Annotated in this window: 16 protein-coding genes; 10 read left to right on the top strand and 6 right to left on the bottom strand. The window is 70.2% G+C overall.

Going from position 1 to position 14,522, the window contains the following annotated elements; all coding sequences use genetic code 11:
* Positions 1–57 precede the first annotated feature (57 nt).
* Genes SRB17_RS38260 through rpmG form a run of 3 tightly spaced genes read right to left on the bottom strand, consistent with a single transcriptional unit; the run spans position 58 to position 1,660 of the window.
* The gene (locus SRB17_RS38260) at positions 58–1,236 is read right to left on the bottom strand and encodes a GTP-binding protein (protein WP_323377150.1); all 1,179 of its coding nucleotides are present in this window, start codon (positions 1,234–1,236) and stop codon (positions 58–60) included.
* Positions 1,233–1,490, bottom strand: a complete 258-nt coding sequence (locus SRB17_RS38255; RefSeq protein ID WP_323377144.1) for a type B 50S ribosomal protein L31 — start codon at positions 1,488–1,490, stop codon at positions 1,233–1,235. Before SRB17_RS38255 ends, SRB17_RS38260 begins: the two co-directional genes overlap by 4 nt.
* Positions 1,491–1,495: 5 nt before the next feature.
* The gene (rpmG, locus tag SRB17_RS38250) at positions 1,496–1,660 is read right to left on the bottom strand and encodes a 50S ribosomal protein L33 (protein WP_014150502.1); all 165 of its coding nucleotides are present in this window, start codon (positions 1,658–1,660) and stop codon (positions 1,496–1,498) included.
* Positions 1,661–1,742: 82 nt separating this feature from the next.
* On the opposite strand from rpmG, the gene rpmB reads away from it, so the two are divergent.
* Together rpmB and rpsN are read left to right on the top strand one after the other, a co-directional pair.
* Complete coding sequence (rpmB, locus tag SRB17_RS38245) at positions 1,743–1,979, top strand: 50S ribosomal protein L28 (protein WP_153545752.1); 237 nt, start codon at positions 1,743–1,745, stop codon at positions 1,977–1,979.
* Positions 1,979–2,284, top strand: coding sequence for a 30S ribosomal protein S14 (rpsN, locus tag SRB17_RS38240; RefSeq protein ID WP_153545750.1), 306 nt, complete (start codon positions 1,979–1,981; stop codon positions 2,282–2,284). The genes rpmB and rpsN overlap by 1 nt, the downstream gene beginning before the upstream one ends.
* A gap of 107 nt (positions 2,285–2,391) precedes the next feature.
* On the opposite strand, the gene SRB17_RS38235 is transcribed toward rpsN, so the two are convergent.
* Positions 2,392–4,458 (bottom strand): putative Ig domain-containing protein, encoded by a 2,067-nt coding sequence (locus SRB17_RS38235; protein WP_153545748.1) that lies wholly within the window; start codon positions 4,456–4,458, stop codon positions 2,392–2,394.
* Between the two features lie 413 nt (positions 4,459–4,871).
* Between SRB17_RS38235 and SRB17_RS38230 the strand changes: the two genes are divergently transcribed.
* The 8 genes from SRB17_RS38230 (at position 4,872) to SRB17_RS38195 (ending at position 11,820) form a co-directional block, all read left to right on the top strand.
* Complete coding sequence (locus SRB17_RS38230) at positions 4,872–6,419, top strand: YibE/F family protein (RefSeq protein WP_416237123.1); 1,548 nt, start codon at positions 4,872–4,874, stop codon at positions 6,417–6,419.
* Positions 6,420–6,527: 108 nt separating this feature from the next.
* Positions 6,528–7,592: a biotin/lipoate A/B protein ligase family protein gene (locus SRB17_RS38225; protein WP_323377137.1), complete on the top strand. Its 1,065-nt coding sequence runs from the start codon at positions 6,528–6,530 to the stop codon at positions 7,590–7,592.
* A 422-nt stretch (positions 7,593–8,014) separates the two neighbouring features.
* Complete coding sequence (locus SRB17_RS38220) at positions 8,015–8,287, top strand: SAV_915 family protein (protein ID WP_153545744.1); 273 nt, start codon at positions 8,015–8,017, stop codon at positions 8,285–8,287.
* Entirely contained in the window at positions 8,284–8,589 is a 306-nt protein-coding gene (locus SRB17_RS38215; RefSeq protein ID WP_323377134.1) for a DUF6317 family protein, read from the top strand. Before SRB17_RS38220 ends, SRB17_RS38215 begins: the two co-directional genes overlap by 4 nt.
* Positions 8,589–9,887: a WXG100 family type VII secretion target gene (locus SRB17_RS38210; protein WP_153545742.1), complete on the top strand. Its 1,299-nt coding sequence runs from the start codon at positions 8,589–8,591 to the stop codon at positions 9,885–9,887. Before SRB17_RS38215 ends, SRB17_RS38210 begins: the two co-directional genes overlap by 1 nt.
* A complete protein-coding gene (locus SRB17_RS38205) occupies positions 9,865–10,401 on the top strand; it encodes a hypothetical protein (RefSeq protein ID WP_194294259.1) in 537 nt (178 codons plus the stop codon). The genes SRB17_RS38210 and SRB17_RS38205 overlap by 23 nt, the downstream gene beginning before the upstream one ends.
* Positions 10,398–10,910 carry a hypothetical protein gene (locus SRB17_RS38200; RefSeq protein ID WP_153545740.1) on the top strand — a complete coding sequence of 171 codons (513 nt, stop codon included), beginning with the start codon at positions 10,398–10,400 and terminating at the stop codon, positions 10,908–10,910. Before SRB17_RS38205 ends, SRB17_RS38200 begins: the two co-directional genes overlap by 4 nt.
* Positions 10,911–11,130: 220 nt before the next feature.
* The gene (locus tag SRB17_RS38195; RefSeq protein ID WP_323377128.1) at positions 11,131–11,820 is read left to right on the top strand and encodes a hypothetical protein; all 690 of its coding nucleotides are present in this window, start codon (positions 11,131–11,133) and stop codon (positions 11,818–11,820) included.
* A gap of 15 nt (positions 11,821–11,835) precedes the next feature.
* Here the strand turns inward: SRB17_RS38195 and SRB17_RS38190 are convergent, their stop codons facing one another.
* Together SRB17_RS38190 and SRB17_RS38185 are read right to left on the bottom strand one after the other, a co-directional pair.
* A complete protein-coding gene (locus tag SRB17_RS38190; protein WP_153545735.1) occupies positions 11,836–13,362 on the bottom strand; it encodes an NCS1 family nucleobase:cation symporter-1 in 1,527 nt (508 codons plus the stop codon).
* 119 nt (positions 13,363–13,481) lie between these two features.
* Positions 13,482–14,504: a TIGR03842 family LLM class F420-dependent oxidoreductase gene (locus SRB17_RS38185; RefSeq protein WP_153545733.1), complete on the bottom strand. Its 1,023-nt coding sequence runs from the start codon at positions 14,502–14,504 to the stop codon at positions 13,482–13,484.
* Positions 14,505–14,522: the final 18 nt, after the last annotated feature.

Here is a 14,522-nt window from a genome sequence, read left to right as displayed (position 1 = left end):
CCGGCACGGGCACCACGATGCTCGTGCGTCGGGTCACGGTGAGGTCGGTCCTCTCCTTCAGCTCACCGGGTCGAGCAAGTCGTCAAATACGTGCGGGAGTTGTTTCCAGAGGTCCCTGCCCGCCGCGTACTCGTCGTCAGTGAGCAGGCATGAGTCGAGCAGGGCCGGCAGACCGTCGCCGTCCAGACCGGGCGAGGTGAAGGTGAGGTACTGGCAGCGGTCACCATGCTCCGGGTGCCAGTCCACGGAGGCGGCGAGGCGGCGCTCTGCGGGCACCAACTCCCAGGCGGCATCGGGCAGCGCGGCCAGCCAGGGCCCGGCCGACTCCACGCAGAGCGCGCCACCGGCGGCCTCCCACGACAGCAGGGTGTCGGGGCGGTCCGCCAGCCAGAACCGCCCACGGCTGCGGACGGCCGCGCAGGTCAGGTCCTCCAGCGCCGCATGGAGGCGCTGCGGGTGGAAGGGGCGTTCGCGCCGCCAGACGAAGGTGCTCACACCATGCTCGTCGCACTCCTGCGGCAGCAGCGCGCACGCGGGATGCACACGGGCGGCGGCCGCTGCCACGTCGAAGCCCGCAAGCAGAGCTGCCCCCAGGGCGCCGTCGGTCTCCACGCGTACCCTTCGCGCGCCCGGCGTGAGCTGGGCGAGCAGCGCGTGGTCGGTGTCGTCGGCGACCTCGCCACCCTCCTTGCCGGGACCGTCCGCCACGAGGGCGATGACGGTGGGGTATTCCAGTTGCCGGGCGAAGGTGTCGGAGATGGTGCGCTGGTCGGTCGGGGCCGCGGCGAGGCCGGCATCGGCCAGGTCGTCGCCGTTGGACAGATACGGCAGCACGAGTGCGGGTTCGACCGCGGTGGCGACCCCGGTCAGGGCCAGCGGTGCGCCGGCGGCGGCGATGGCTCCGGCCATGGCCTGGGGCTCGACGGAGTCCCACAGTTCCACGACGGCCAGCCGGTACCTTCCCTCCTCCGCGAGCCGCAGCAGTTCGGGCACCAGGTCCTCGCGCAGCGCACAGCACGCGCAGTCGTTCACCAGGGGTGCGTCGCCACTGCCCAGCAGGCCGCCGGCGTCGCGCACCGTCCGGTGCACCGCGCTGTCGACGGCGGACGTCAGATCGTGGTGCAGCGCGACCGAGCCGGGGACCGTACGCAGGATCTCCTCGACGGCGGCCCGGCGGGCGTCGGCGTGCAGCCCGCCGACGATCGCCACCGGCAGCCGCGCCTCGACCCCGTTCACTGCTCGCTCCGTCCGCGTCCGTACCGCCGCTCGAAGCGCTCGACCCGTCCCGCGGTGTCCAGGACCCGCTGGGTGCCGGTGTAGAAGGGATGGCTCGCCGAGGAGATCTCGACGTCGATGACCGGGTAGGTGTTGCCGTCCTCCCATTCGACGGTCTTGTCGCTCGTGGCCGTGGACCGGGTGAGGAAGGCGAAGTCGGCGGCCCGGTCACGGAAGACGACCGGGCGGTACTCGGGGTGGATTCCGGGCTTCACGGCTCTCAGCGCTCCTCACGGAAGTCGACGTGGCGGCCGGCGACCGGATCGTACTTGCGCAGCGTCAGCCGGTCGGGGTTGTTACGGCGGTTCTTGCGGGTCACGTAGGTGTAGCCGGTGCCGGCGGTGGACCTCAGCTTGATGATCGGGCGGAGTTCGTTACGGGCCATGGACAGCACCATACAAGAGATTGGTTTTCATTTTCATCAAGCGCTAGTGTGCTGCTGCATCCGCCCCCAAGGAGGAACGACCATGTCCGCCCACTGCCAACTCACCGGCCGACAGCCCGGCTTCGGCCATCGCATCTCCCACTCCCACCGGCGCAGCAAGCGCCGCTTCGATCCCAACGTCCAGAGCAAGCGCTACTGGCTGCCGAGCGAAGGCCGGCACGTCCGGCTCACCCTCTCCGCCAAGGGCGTCAAGACGGTCGACTCCATCGGAATCGAGGCCGCGGTGGCGCGCATCCGCGCCCGGGGAGGGAAGGTCTGATGGCGAAGAAGAGCAAGATCGCGAAGAACGAACAGCGGCGCCTTGTCGTGGCGCGCCATGCAGTGCGCCGCGCCGAGCTGAAGGCGATCATCTCGTCGCCCCGGACATCCGATGACGAGCGCGCCGCCGCCCAGCGGGAACTGCGCCGACAGCCCCGCGACGCCAGCGCCACCCGCCTGCGCAACCGCGACTCCGTGGACGGCCGCCCCCGCGGCCACCTGCGCACCTTCGGTCTGTCCCGCATCCGGGTACGCGAGATGGCCCACGCGGGCGAGCTGCCCGGCGTGACGAAGAGCAGTTGGTGATCCGCCCGCCAAGGGCCCCACAACAACGGCACGGGTAACGGCGTGTCCCGCACGCGGACGGCTTCCGCGTGCGGGACTGGGGTGTACAGCTCGTACCGGTCAGACGGTCAGCTGGTCGTCACGGCGGTGTCGTCCACGACGAAGCTGGTCTGGAGGGAGGAGTCCTCCACGCCGTTGAACTTCAGGGTGACCGTCGAGCCCGCCAGCGAGGACAGGTCGAAGGTCTTCTGGCTGTAGCCGGAGGCCTTGTTGAGGTTCGAGTAGGTCGCGAGGGTCTTCGAGCCCGCGGTCACCGTCAGCTTGTCGTACTGGGTGCTGGTGGTGGTCTCCGAGGTGTCGATGTGCAGGTAGAAGGTGAGCGTGGCCTTGCAGCCGGCCGGGATCGTCACCGACTGGGACAGCGTGTCGGTGTGCGTGGTGCCGTAGCCGTCGAGCCAGGCCTTGTAGGAGCCGCTGTGGGCGGCCTCACCGGTGTCGTTGGTGATGACACCGCTGGTCGCGCTCCAGCCGGTGTTGCCCGACTCGAAGCCCGGGTTGGCCAGCAGCTGGGAGGAGGTGCAGCCGCCCCCGCCGGAACCGACGGTCCACGTGAAGGAGGTCGAGCCGGAGGCGCCGGTGGAGTCCTTCGCGGTGACCGTGACCTGGTAGGTGCCCGCGGTGGACGCCGTACCCGAGATCAGGCCGGTGGAGCTGTTGATGGACAGCCCCGTCGGCAGGCCGGAGGCGCTGTAGGTCAGGGCCGCGCCCGCGCTGTCGCCGGCCTGTATCTGCAGGCTGACCGAGCTGCCGGTGGTGGTCGACTGGCTGCCGGGGTTGGTGACGGTCACCGTGTTGCCGCTGGAGCTGCCGGAGGTGAAGGCGGCGGTGCCGTTCGGGGTGCCCCAGCCGGTCGGGCCGTCGTAGCCGGTGCCCGCGGTGCAGAAGTACGAGGTGGAGCAGGAGCCGTTGTTGCCGCTGGTCACGTCGTACAGGTTGCTCGTGTGGGAGTACGGGTACTTCGCCGGGTAGTCGCTGGAGCCCGGGGTGCCCGCGAGGGCGTAGACGCTCGCGATGATCGGCGAGCTGGCGCTGGTGCCGCCGTAGACCGCCCAGCCGGAGCCGCCGTAGGTGTCGTAGACCGCCACACCGGTGGCCGGGTCGGCGACGGCGGAGACGTCGGCCTCCATGCGCTTGGAGCAGCCGGTGTCGGTCTGCCAGCTCGGCTTCGGGTCGTAGGCCGAGCAGCCGGAACCGGTGCCCTCGGTGGAGTTGGTGTGCCACACCGACTCGCTCCAGCCGCGGGAGTTGGAGGCGGTGGTGAGGGCGGTGCCGCCGACGGCGGTCACGTACTGGGAAGTGGCGGGGTACTCGGCGCCGTAGGCGGAGTCACCCGAGGAGACGGTGATCGCGACGCCCGGGTGCTTGAAGTACGAGGTGTCGTCGCTGGTCTGGGAGGAGGACTCGGAGCCGCCCCAGCTGTTGGAGACGAACTTCGCGCCGAGTGCCACGGCCTCGTTCTCGGCGGCACCGAGGTCGGCCATGCTCGCGGAGTTGGCCTCGACCAGGATGATGCTGCAGTTCGGGCAGACCGCGCTGACCATGTCGATGTCGAGCATCTCTTCACCGGCCCAGCCGGTGTCGTTGGTCGGCAGCGAGGTGGTGGAGCCGGTCTGGCTGACCTGCTTGAAGCAGCCGTTGGCCTTGGTGCAGGACGACAGGCCGTACGTGGAGCGGTAGGTGGCCAGGTCCGACTCGGCGTTGGGGTCGTTGTAGGCGTCCACGATGCCGACGGTCATGCCCGAACCGGCCGCGGTGGGCAGGTTGTAGGCGCTGTGCAGGTTGGCCGGGGAGAGGCCGGAGGGCGCGGCCGCGAGCGCGGCGGTCAGGCGCTGCTTGATGTCGGTGCGGCGCTGGGCGAAGCAGGACGCATGACCTGGCTCGGCGGTGGCGCAGAGGTGCTGGGTCGGCACCTTCTGGCCGGCCTTGCCGGTGGCGTGGTAGGTCTGCCGCTCGGGCGCGGTCAGCGCCTTGGCGTTCTGCGTGACCTTCGAGGTGTGCGGGTGGGCCGCTGCGGTCTGCGCGCCGGCCGTCGGTGCGGCGGTGAATCCGGCGACGGTGAGGGCGAGGGCGGGGAAGGCGACGGCGACGAGTCTTCGCAGACTCCGTCTCCGCCCGCTCGGGTGTGACTCACGCATGGGTACTGCCTCCGGTAGACGTGGGGATTCGCACTGGATGGGCAGGCCCGTGATTGCGCGTAGCGGCGGCGGAACCGCGCAGTCATGAGCATGAAATTCACCCCACATGCCGAATGAACGTGACATGACAGGGCGCGGGAGGAACATACGACCGAAGCGCGCGAACCGGCAGCGCCGCAGGGATTTCTTTGCCTCTCCATAGGCGGGAGTTGGCCACTCCGTTGGAGAGAAGCGAGATCTTCTGGCGATGCCGGGCTGAGACCACGGCACAGCCGTTCCCGTACTCTTCCTCAGAGCCGCCGCGCAGGACCGGCTTCGGAGGGGGCACGGACAACCGCGAGGGAGACGGCATGGGAGCCGCTGACCGGCACAGAGCCGGAGACTGGAACCGGGTCGGCGACCCGTCGCGGCCCATGGGTGGTCGTGCGAGCGAGTACGGCCACCATGACTACGGGTACGGGACTCCTCCCGAGTCGATACCTCACCCCGGCTACGGACCCGATGCCGGCGGGGGCCATATCCCCTCCCCGGCCATGGACCACGGGCACACCCCCGCGATGGGCGACGGGCACGCCACGGTGACGGGCACCCGGCATGGCCCCGATCACGGCCCCGGAACGGGCCCGGGCGGTCACGGACACCCCCACAACACCCACGGCCACAGCCACAGCCACGGGCCCGCCGCGCCGGTCTCCCGCCACCTGCGCAAGGTCATCGCGGCGATCCTGATCCCCTTCACCGCCGCCGTCGTGGTGGGGCTCGTCGTGCTGTGGCCGGGCGGAGCCCCGCCGCACAAGCGCACGGGTGTCGGTTTCGACCAGCAGACCCAGCAGGCGACGGTCACCAAGGTCGTCGAGGTGAACTGCAAGTCGGTGAACGCCTCCGGCGAGACACCGACCGGCGACACCTCCACCGCCGAGGGCAACTCAGCGCAGCAGGAGGCGAAGGGCACCTGCCACAAGGCGACGATCCGGATCGACACCGGCAAGGACAAGGGCCGTACCTTCACCGAGATCGTGCAGCCCGACCAGGCGCGGCAGCTGCACCAGGGCGAGAAGGTCGTCACCGCCTACGAGCCCTCCGCGCCCAAGGACCTGCAGTACTCGGTCACCGACGTCAACCGCCGCTTCCCGATGGGCCTGCTGGCCGGCATCTTCGCGCTCGCCGTGGTGGTGGTGGGCCGGCTGCGCGGTGTGATGGCGCTGGTCGCGCTGAGCATCAGCTTCCTGGTGCTGAACTTCTTCATCCTGCCGGCGGTCCTGCAGGGCTCGAACCCGCTCCTGGTGGCGGTGATCGGGTCGAGCGCGATCATGCTGATCGCCCTGTACATGTGCCACGGCCTGTCGGCCCGCACCTCGGTGGCGGTGCTCGGCACCCTGCTCTCGCTGGCTCTGATCGGCATCCTGGGATCGGTGTTCATCGGCTGGGCCGCCCTCACCGGCAACACGGACGACAGCACCGGCCTGATCCACGGCCTGTACCCGAAGCTCGACATGAGCGGCCTGCTGCTCGCCGGCGTCATCATCGGCTCCCTCGGCGTGCTCGACGACGTCACCGTGACGCAGACATCGGCCGTCTGGGAACTGCACGAGGCCAACCCGACGATGGGCTGGCGCGGGCTGTACCGGGCAGGCATCCGCATCGGCCGCGACCACATCGCCTCCGTGGTCAACACCCTCGTCCTCGCCTACGCCGGCGCCGCACTGCCCCTCCTGCTCCTCTTCTCCATCGCGCAGAGCGGCGTGGGCACGGTCGCCAACAGCGAGCTCGTCGCCGAGGAGATCGTGCGCACGCTGGTGGGCTCGATCGGACTGGTCGCCTCGGTGCCGGTCACCACGGCACTCGCCGCCCTGGTGGTGGCAGCCGACCGGCCCGGTCAGCAGGCGGCGACAGCGACAGCGGGCGCGGGTGCGGTCGGCGCAGTGAACACGGGCCGGGGCGGGCGTCGGCGGAAGCGCTGAGATCGCTCCTCGGTCGGGCCGGCCGCAGGTCGGCACTGTCCCGGGAACACGGCGACGACCCGCGCCGTTGATCTCCTGCGAAGGGCGGCAGGGACGGAGGGCCAGGCAGTGCACGGTGAGTACAAGGTGCCCGGCGGCAAGCTGGTCGTGGTGGACGTGGACCTCGAGGACGGCGTGCTGCGGCACGTGCGCGTGGCGGGCGATTTCTTCCTGGAGCCGGACGAGGCGCTGGACGCGGTGAACCGCGCACTGGAGGGCGCCCCGGCGGACACCGACGCGGCGGGCCTGGCCGCGCGGATCGATGCGGCGCTCCCCGCGGGGACCGTCATGTACGGGCTGACCTCGGAGGGCGTGGGGATCGCGGTGCGCCGGGCCCTCGCACACGCCACGGACTGGACGGACTACGACTGGCAGCTGATCCACGAGGGCCCGCAGCCGCCCGCGCTCCACATGGCGCTGGACGAGGTGCTGACCGCCGAGGTCGCCGTGGGCCGCCGGCCGCCGACCCTCAGGGTGTGGGAGTGGGGCGCCCCGGCGGTGATCATCGGCAGCTTCCAGTCGCTGCGCAACGAGGTGGACCCGCGGGGCGCCGCGCGGCACGGCATCGAGGTGGTGCGGCGGATCTCCGGCGGCGGCGCCATGTTCGTGGAGCCCGGCAACACCATCACCTACTCGCTGTCGGTGCCCGAGTCCCTCGTACAGGGCCTGTCCTTCCAGGACAGCTATGCCTATCTGGACGACTGGGTGCTGGGTGCGCTCGGCGACATGGGCATCCGTGCCTGGTACCAGCCGCTGAACGACATCGCAACCGACCAGGGCAAGATCGCGGGCGCGGCGCAGAAGCGGATCGTCGGCCCCGGCGGGGGCCCGGGCGCCGTACTGCACCACGTGACCATGTCGTACGACATCGACGCCGACAAGATGACCGAGGTGCTGCGCATCGGGCGGGAGAAGCTGTCCGACAAGGGGACGAGATCCGCGAAGAAGCGGGTCGATCCACTGCGGCGGCAGACCGGTCTGCCGCGTGAGGCGGTGATCGGCCGGATGATCGAGTCGTTCCGCGCGCGGTACGGACTGGCGCCGGGCAAGATCACCGACGAGGAGCTGGCGCGGGCGGAGGAGCTGGCCCGGACGAAGTTCACGTCGGCGGAGTGGACGGCCCGGGTGCCATGACCGACAGCCGGGCCGAAAGCCCTGGTTCAGCAATGGGTCAAGGGCTGTCCTGGCGTCGGCCAAGCGGGCGTATGGGTTCCGTGTGCGGCCGCAATATCACCCCGACATAGCCGGATTTGCCCCCTTGACTGCTGGCTACGGTGGTGGGGCCTGATCGGCCACGCAACCACGGGGAAGAGGTGACGGCGATGGGGGCGCCGATGCGTTCACGCCTGCTCGATTTCGCTGAGCCGGATCCGCCGGGAGGGGCTCGCCCGGAGCGGGAACCGGATACGCCTCGATCGCATCTGACGGACCTCGTCGAGGCGGCACCTCCCCCGAGCCCGGCCACCGACGACCGGCCTCGTCCCAAACCGGGGATCCCTCCCTACAGCACGCCTGTGTTCGTCCCGGCACATCCCAGGTCCGTCGCTGCGGCGGGGATGAGCGGGCGCCCGGCACGGGTGCCGTTCATCGTCTGCGAGCTGTTCGCCCACCCCGCGCACGGCACCGTGGCCTTCGCCTTCACCACTCCGGACAAGCTCGTGGAGGCGCTCGGCGAGGCACAGCCGTGGGTCGCCGCCTCGATCGGCCCGCTTGCCGAGGCGATGGACGAGCAGGGCGTCACCGTCCTGCTGGATCCGCGGGTCGCGCCGGGAGAACCCAACTGGCGGCCGGAGGACCTGGCCGCCTACGCAAGGGAGGTGCGCCGGTGACGGCCGACTTCAAGGTCATCTACGACGACCTCGCCACACTGGCGAAGACCTTCCACGACCAGGCCAGCGACTACCGGAAGCTGAAACCGGACGTGACACCGCCCGTGGTCAGCGGCGGCGACCCGGGGCTGGACAGCGCGATCAAGGAGGTCGCCGACCTCATCGAGAGCCTGCACCTCCTTCTCGCGGACCGGCTGGACGAGCACGGGGACAAGGCCGCGTACGCGCGTGACTCCTTCCACCGGCACGACGTGGACATCCACGGTGTCTTCGAGGACCTCACCCCGGAGGACTGGCACTGATGGGCGACAGCTGGGTCGGTGGCGACATAGGCGGCCTGCACACGATGGCCGACACGTACAAGAACGCCAAGGACAAACTCGACGGTGTGGTGAAGCCGCTCAGCGGTGCCGTCGAGAAGCTGGCGGGTGACGCGAGCTGGAAGGGCGACGCGGCGGAGACGTTCCGCGGCAAGTGGAGCGAGGACGCGATCACGGCCGGCGGTTTCGCCGAGCTGGTGCACCAGGCGGGCACCATCCTGGGCACCCTCGCCGACGCGCTGTCGACCTGTGAGACGTCCCTGCAGAACGCGCAGCACATCGCGGCCGGCAAGGGGGTGGCGACGGATGCCAAGGGAGCACCGCAGCCGATCATGACGGCGAATCCGCCGAGCGCGCAGGACCAGAAGACGATCTCGGCGATGAACGAGTACGCCACGGCGCGCAACGAGATCCTGCACACCGCCCAGCACGCGCGGCTGACCGCGGCACAGCAGTTGCAGGGCCTGTACGACCAGGTCACGTCGAAGGACGGTGCTACCTCCGCCGGGGACAAGGCCACCATCGCCGACTACCTCCGCGGCCTGTACGCGTACGACGCCGAGGACGCCCGCGCGGGGGGTATCGAGGCCCGCAAGCACATCGATGCGGCCAAGGCCGAGGCGCAGGCCGCCAAGAAGGAACTCCGGGCGGAGCGCAAGGCGTACCAGAAGGCGGGCAAGGCACTGCCCAAGGACCTGCCCGCCAAGAGCGCCTACCGTGATGCGGTCACCAAGGTCGACGCGCTGGAACAGGACCTTGCGCGTGCCGACCACGGCAGCACCGCACTGCCGTACGACCGTGCGCTCAACGTGAAACTGGCCGATGCGGCTGAGGCGTTGCGTGTGGGCGAGGGCCTGGAGAAGGTCCCGGACTTCCTCAAGGAGATACCGGTCCTGGATGTGGCCGCTGCGGGTGCGTGCGGGCTGCTGGAGGCGTCCGACGACCATGACAAGGGCTGGTCCTGGCAGCACTCGATCGCGGTCGACGGCGGCGCGAACGTCGCGGGCCTGGCGGCCGGCACCGCCATCACGGCGGGTCTCGTCGCGCTCGCTCCCGTCGATGTGCCCGTAGCCGTGGTGGCCGGGGTCGGCGGCGGCATCGTGATCGGCGCGACCGGCATCATCGACCACTCCTTCCACGAGCACTGGAGCGAGGACATCCACGACCACGGAGTGGTCGGCGGCATACTCCATGGCTCGGGTCACGTCCTGTCCGAGACCGGGGACGACTTCGTGCGACTGAAAGACGATGTGTGGCATGGCATCAAGAGCATCTTCTGAGGGCGCGGCTTCCGCGGCCCCCGTCCGGATTCCCGCTGTGCAGGGGCTCGGCACCACGTGGTACGAGCGCGGCCCGCGCTACTGGCTGCGCCGTTCCCTGACCGCCCTGCTGTGGCTCGCGGTGCTGGCCTTCTGCTGCTACATCGCCCTGGTTCTCTACGGAAGCTTCCGCGCCGAACTGCCGTCGGCCGTCCGTACGGTGTGGGACTGGGCGCAGGTGGCGGCATCCGTCGTGGCCCTGGTGTGGGGCTGGCTCGTACAGCGCCGGGACCATCGCAGAAAGCTCCTCGACCCGCCCGCCCCCGACGAGTTCCGCGCCGCCAAGCGCGACCAGGTCCGCCGTACGACCGGTCTGGTTGTCGCCGGTCGTGTCCTCTGGCTGATCGCGGCACCCGTCATGCCCGCGCTGGCCGCCTGGGTCGTCGGCTGGACCATCGCCATGCTCACCGTCCCCGAGTACCCCAGCGAGATCGGCGCCCGCCGCTGGCTGGAGGAGCACCCTGCCGGATCATGACATCGACCGTGCCCCGGACCGAGATCCCGTCCCTGCCGAAACTGGGCAGGACGTGGTACGAGCGCGGCGCGCTCTACTGGCTGTCCCGGGCGCGTACGACTGTCTTCATCGTCCTGGTCATGGCCATGTTCTGCCTCTTCGCGCTGGGCCTGTACTCGGGGTTCCGCGACATCCTGCCGCCCGCCGCACGTGTCGTGTGGGACGGCTTGCAGGTGGCCGCGGCCGCCGTGGCGCTGGTGTGGGGATGGGTGAAACAGCGCCGAGGTCATCGGGAGGGGCTGCTGAATCCGCCCACTCCCGAAGAGACACTCCAGGCCAAACGCGACCACAACAGCCGCGTCCCAGGCCGGATCGCCATGGGCCGCGGGCTGGTGCTGCTCGCCGCTCCGGTCATGCCGGCCTTCGCCGCGTACATCCTCGGCTGGCTTGCCGCCTGGCTCACCGTCCGCGAATACCCCAGCGAAGTCGGTGCCCGCCGCTGGCTGGAGCAGCACCGGTCCGGAGCATGACCACGGCCTCGACGCGCGTCGGCATCCCGTCGAGGTCGGCGCCCGCCGCTGGCTGGAGGTGCAAAACGGGCAGATCCGTACGTCGTGACCGCACCGCCGTAACCGCCCGCGCACGCTGCGAGTTTCCGCTTCCGCCCCACAGGGAGTCGTGTGACACTGGCGTCCCACGTCCACCATGCGGACCCCTTCCGTAGCCCCTCCCCCACACGAGAAGTGCGCCGTGCGTTCTCTTCCTCTGCCGCTCGCCCTCACCGCGCGGATCTCGCCGGTCGCGGTCCTCGCCTGTGCCGGCTGGGCGCTGACGTCCGGCCCGGCCGCGCCCTCGGCCGCCGCCGGGCATGACACGGCCCAGAAGACGTCCACCCAGTCCTCGTCCTCTTCCTCGTCCTCCGACCCGTCGTCCGCCGCGACGGCGAAGGCGTACGGCACCGCACCCTCCCCCTGCACCGGCGTGCCCGCGGCGACCGTCAAGTCCCTGGTCCCGGGGGCGAAGACGGCCGGCAAGGAGATCCCGTCGACGGACACCAAACTGCGCCGGACCTGTTCCTGGAACGCCCTCCAGGGTTACAGCTACCGCTGGCTCGACGTGTCCTTCGAGATCAGCAAGTCGGACCAGGCGGCCACGCAGGAGTACCAGCAGCGGGTCAAGGAGAAGAGCGGCGGCGGCGACGTGCCGGGGCTCGGGAACAGCGCCTACTCCGTCGTCAACCTCACCACGGAGGACAAGCAGCAGACGCGCGAGGGCGTGGTGATGGTCCGGGTGTCCAACGCCCTGGTGATCGTCACGTACAACGGCAGCGACTTCGACACGAAGAAGGCGCCCGGCACGGACGAGATCAACAAGGGCGCCATCAAGGCGGCCCGGGCCGCGGTGGGCGCGCTCGGGGGCGGGCAGTCGCAGTCCGGCTGACCGCCCCCGACTCCGCTACGCGGCGGTCTCCTTGCGGCCGGTCAGCAGCGTGAGGGCCAGGTACAGCACCAGGGACGTGCCCAGGCCGACCGCCCAGCCGTAGTCGGCGAGGGAGGACAGGGCGGGGATGGGGCGGCCGTCGATCAGGGGCTTGAAGCTGGCGCCGCCGATCGCCAGGACACCGCCCACGAGGAAGGCGACGACGGCCCGCCAGTTCCAGCCGCCCGCGTACCAGTAACGGCCGCCGGTGCGGTACAGGTCCGCGAGGTGCAGGCGGGTGCGGCGCAGCAGCCAGTAGTCGGCGACGAGGATGCCCGCGACCGTTCCGAGCAGACCGCCGACCAGGCCGAGCCAGGTGAAGATGTAGCCCTGCGGGTCGGAGTACAGCTTCCACGGGAAGATCAGCACGGCGAGGACCGCGGTGATCAGGGCTCCGGCGCGGAAACTCACCTTCCGCGGGGCCACGTTGGAGAAGTCGAACGCCGGGGAGACCAGGTTGGCCGCGATGTTCACCGAGAGGGTGGCGACCAGGACCGTCACGAGCGCGTAGAGCAGTCCGACCACGTTGTCCGTCTTCGCCGCCAGCTGCACCGGGTCCCAGACCGGCTTGCCGTAGACCGCCTGGGAGCCGGAGGTGACCAGGACGGACAGGAACGCGAACAGGGTCATCGTCGTCGGCAGACCGAGGGCCTGGCCCCAGGTCTGGGCCTTCTGGCTCCTGCCATAGCGGGTGAAGTCAGGGATGTTCAGCGACAGCGTCGACCAGAAGCCGATCATGCCCATCAGCGAGGGCCAGAAGATCTTCCAGAAGCCGCCGCCCCAGCCCAGCGTGGAGGGCTGGTCGAACAGCGGGCCGACGCCGCCGGCCTTGCTGCTCATCCACCACAGCATCACGAAGGCGCCGACGAGCACGAAGGGCGCGGCCCAGTTCTCGAAGCGGCGGATGGTGTCCATGCCCCGGTAGATGATCGCGATCTGGAGCACCCAGAAGATCGCGAAGGACAGCCACATGGTCCAGGCGTAGCCGCCGATGTGCGCCGCGTTCGACCAGCTGTCGCCGATCAGCTTCCCGGCGAGGAAGTAGATCGCCTCGCCGCCGATCCAGGTCTGGATGCCGAACCAGCCGCATGCCACCAACGCCCGTACGACGGCGGGGAGGTTGGCGCCGCGCACACCGAAGGAGGCGCGGGCGAAGACCGGGAAGGGGATGCCGTACTTGGGGCCGGCGTGCCCGGTCAGCAGCATCGGCACCAGCACGATCAGGTTGGCGAGGGCGATGGTGAACACCGCCTGCTTCCAGTCCATGCCGACCGCGATCAGACCGGAGGCCAGGGTCCAGGAGGCCGTGTTGTGGGCCATGCCGACCCAGAGCGCGGAGAAGTTGTACGTGGTCCAGGTGCGCCTCTCGGCCGGGACCGGGAGCAGGTCCTCGTTGGCGTACGGACCGGTGGGCGGCGGGGTGCCAGGAGCGAGTTCCACGCGCCCGTCGGGGAGGGTGACTTGGCCGGACAGAGGTATGGCCGTGGGAGCGGTGTCGGTCATGGGCTGGCCAATCGGGTGAGGTGGGTCGGGAGTGGCCGTGCGGGCACCAGCCCCCTCCCCGGGGAGGTGGGGAGGGGAGACCAAGAGGGGCGTGGGGGGCTCGAACCAAGGGGGCCGGGTCAGGAGTTGACGGCCGGGATCACCTTCGTGCCGTAGGCGTCGATGGTGGCCTCCTGCGCGTCGTGCATGTCGTACACCGCGAACTGGTCGACGCCCAGCGCGCGGAGCGCGTTCAGTTTCTCGATGTGCTTCTCGGCCGGCCCGATGAGGCAGAACCGGTCGACGATCTCGTCGGGCACGAACTGGGTGTCCGGGTTGCCGCTGCGCCCGTGGTGGGCGTAGTCGTAGCCCTGCCGTGCCTTGATGTAGTCGGTGAGTTCCTCGGGGACCTGGGCGGAGTGCTCGCCGTACTTGGCGACCAGGTCGGCGACGTGGTTGCCGACCATGCCGCCGAACCAGCGGCACTGCTCGCGGGCGTGCGCGAGGGCCTCGGGCGAGTCGTCGGCGGTGACGTACGCGGGGGCGGCCACGCAGATGGTGACCTCGGACGGGTCGCGTCCGGCGGCCGCCGCCGCGTCCTTCACGGCCTTCACCATGTACTCGGTCAGATACAGGTCGGACAGCTGGAGGATGAACCCGTCGGCCTCCTCGCCGGTCATCTTCAGTGCCTTCGGGCCGTACGCGGCCATCCAGACGGGGAGCCGGGCACCCGGCTTGATCCACGGGAACTGCACGACCGTGCCGCCGCCGAGGTCTGCGGAGTCGCCCCGGGCGAGGGCCCGGATGACCTTCATCGCCTCGCTGATGCGCGCGAGGGTGTTGGGCTTGCGGCCCGCGACCCGCATCGCGGAGTCGCCGCGGCCGATGCCGCAGACGGTGCGGTTGCCGAACATGTCGTTGAGGGTGGCGAAGGTGGAGGCGGTGACCTCCCAGGTGCGGGTGCCCGGGTTGGTGACCATCGGGCCGACCTTCAGCTTCGTGGTGTTGGCCAGGATCTGGCTGTAGATCACGAACGGCTCCTGCCAGAGCACGGCGGAGTCGAACGTCCAGCCGTACGTGAAACCGTTGCGCTCGGCCCGTTTCATCAGGCTGACGACACGGGAGGCCGGCGGGTCGGTCTGCAGGACGAGTCCGAAGTCCATGGGCACCGCTCCTCGTTC

This window comes from Streptomyces sp. RB17, from assembly GCF_009604455.1.
In the GTDB taxonomy this organism is placed as follows: domain Bacteria; phylum Actinomycetota; class Actinomycetes; order Streptomycetales; family Streptomycetaceae; genus Streptomyces.
Note: the sequence above shows the minus strand (reverse complement) of the source record. Positions and strands in the feature narration are given on the sequence as shown.

What these genes read in the sequence shown, in the direction of transcription:
- rpmG (WP_014150502.1), bottom strand. Translation starts at nt 1,660, where the DNA reads ATGGCCCGTAACGAACTCCGCCCGATCATCAAGCTGAGGTCCACCGCC.
- rpmB (WP_153545752.1), top strand. Translation starts at nt 1,743, where the DNA reads ATGTCCGCCCACTGCCAACTCACCGGCCGACAGCCCGGCTTCGGCCAT.
- rpsN (WP_153545750.1), top strand. Translation starts at nt 1,979, where the DNA reads ATGGCGAAGAAGAGCAAGATCGCGAAGAACGAACAGCGGCGCCTTGTC.
- SRB17_RS38235 (WP_153545748.1), bottom strand. Translation starts at nt 4,458, where the DNA reads ATGCGTGAGTCACACCCGAGCGGGCGGAGACGGAGTCTGCGAAGACTC.
- SRB17_RS38230 (WP_416237123.1), top strand. Translation starts at nt 4,872, where the DNA reads ATGGGTGGTCGTGCGAGCGAGTACGGCCACCATGACTACGGGTACGGG.
- SRB17_RS38220 (WP_153545744.1), top strand. Translation starts at nt 8,015, where the DNA reads ATGAGCGGGCGCCCGGCACGGGTGCCGTTCATCGTCTGCGAGCTGTTC.
- SRB17_RS38210 (WP_153545742.1), top strand. Translation starts at nt 8,589, where the DNA reads ATGGGCGACAGCTGGGTCGGTGGCGACATAGGCGGCCTGCACACGATG.
- SRB17_RS38205 (WP_194294259.1), top strand. Translation starts at nt 9,865, where the DNA reads ATGGCATCAAGAGCATCTTCTGAGGGCGCGGCTTCCGCGGCCCCCGTC.
- SRB17_RS38200 (WP_153545740.1), top strand. Translation starts at nt 10,398, where the DNA reads ATGACATCGACCGTGCCCCGGACCGAGATCCCGTCCCTGCCGAAACTG.
- SRB17_RS38190 (WP_153545735.1), bottom strand. Translation starts at nt 13,362, where the DNA reads ATGACCGACACCGCTCCCACGGCCATACCTCTGTCCGGCCAAGTCACC.
- SRB17_RS38185 (WP_153545733.1), bottom strand. Translation starts at nt 14,504, where the DNA reads ATGGACTTCGGACTCGTCCTGCAGACCGACCCGCCGGCCTCCCGTGTC.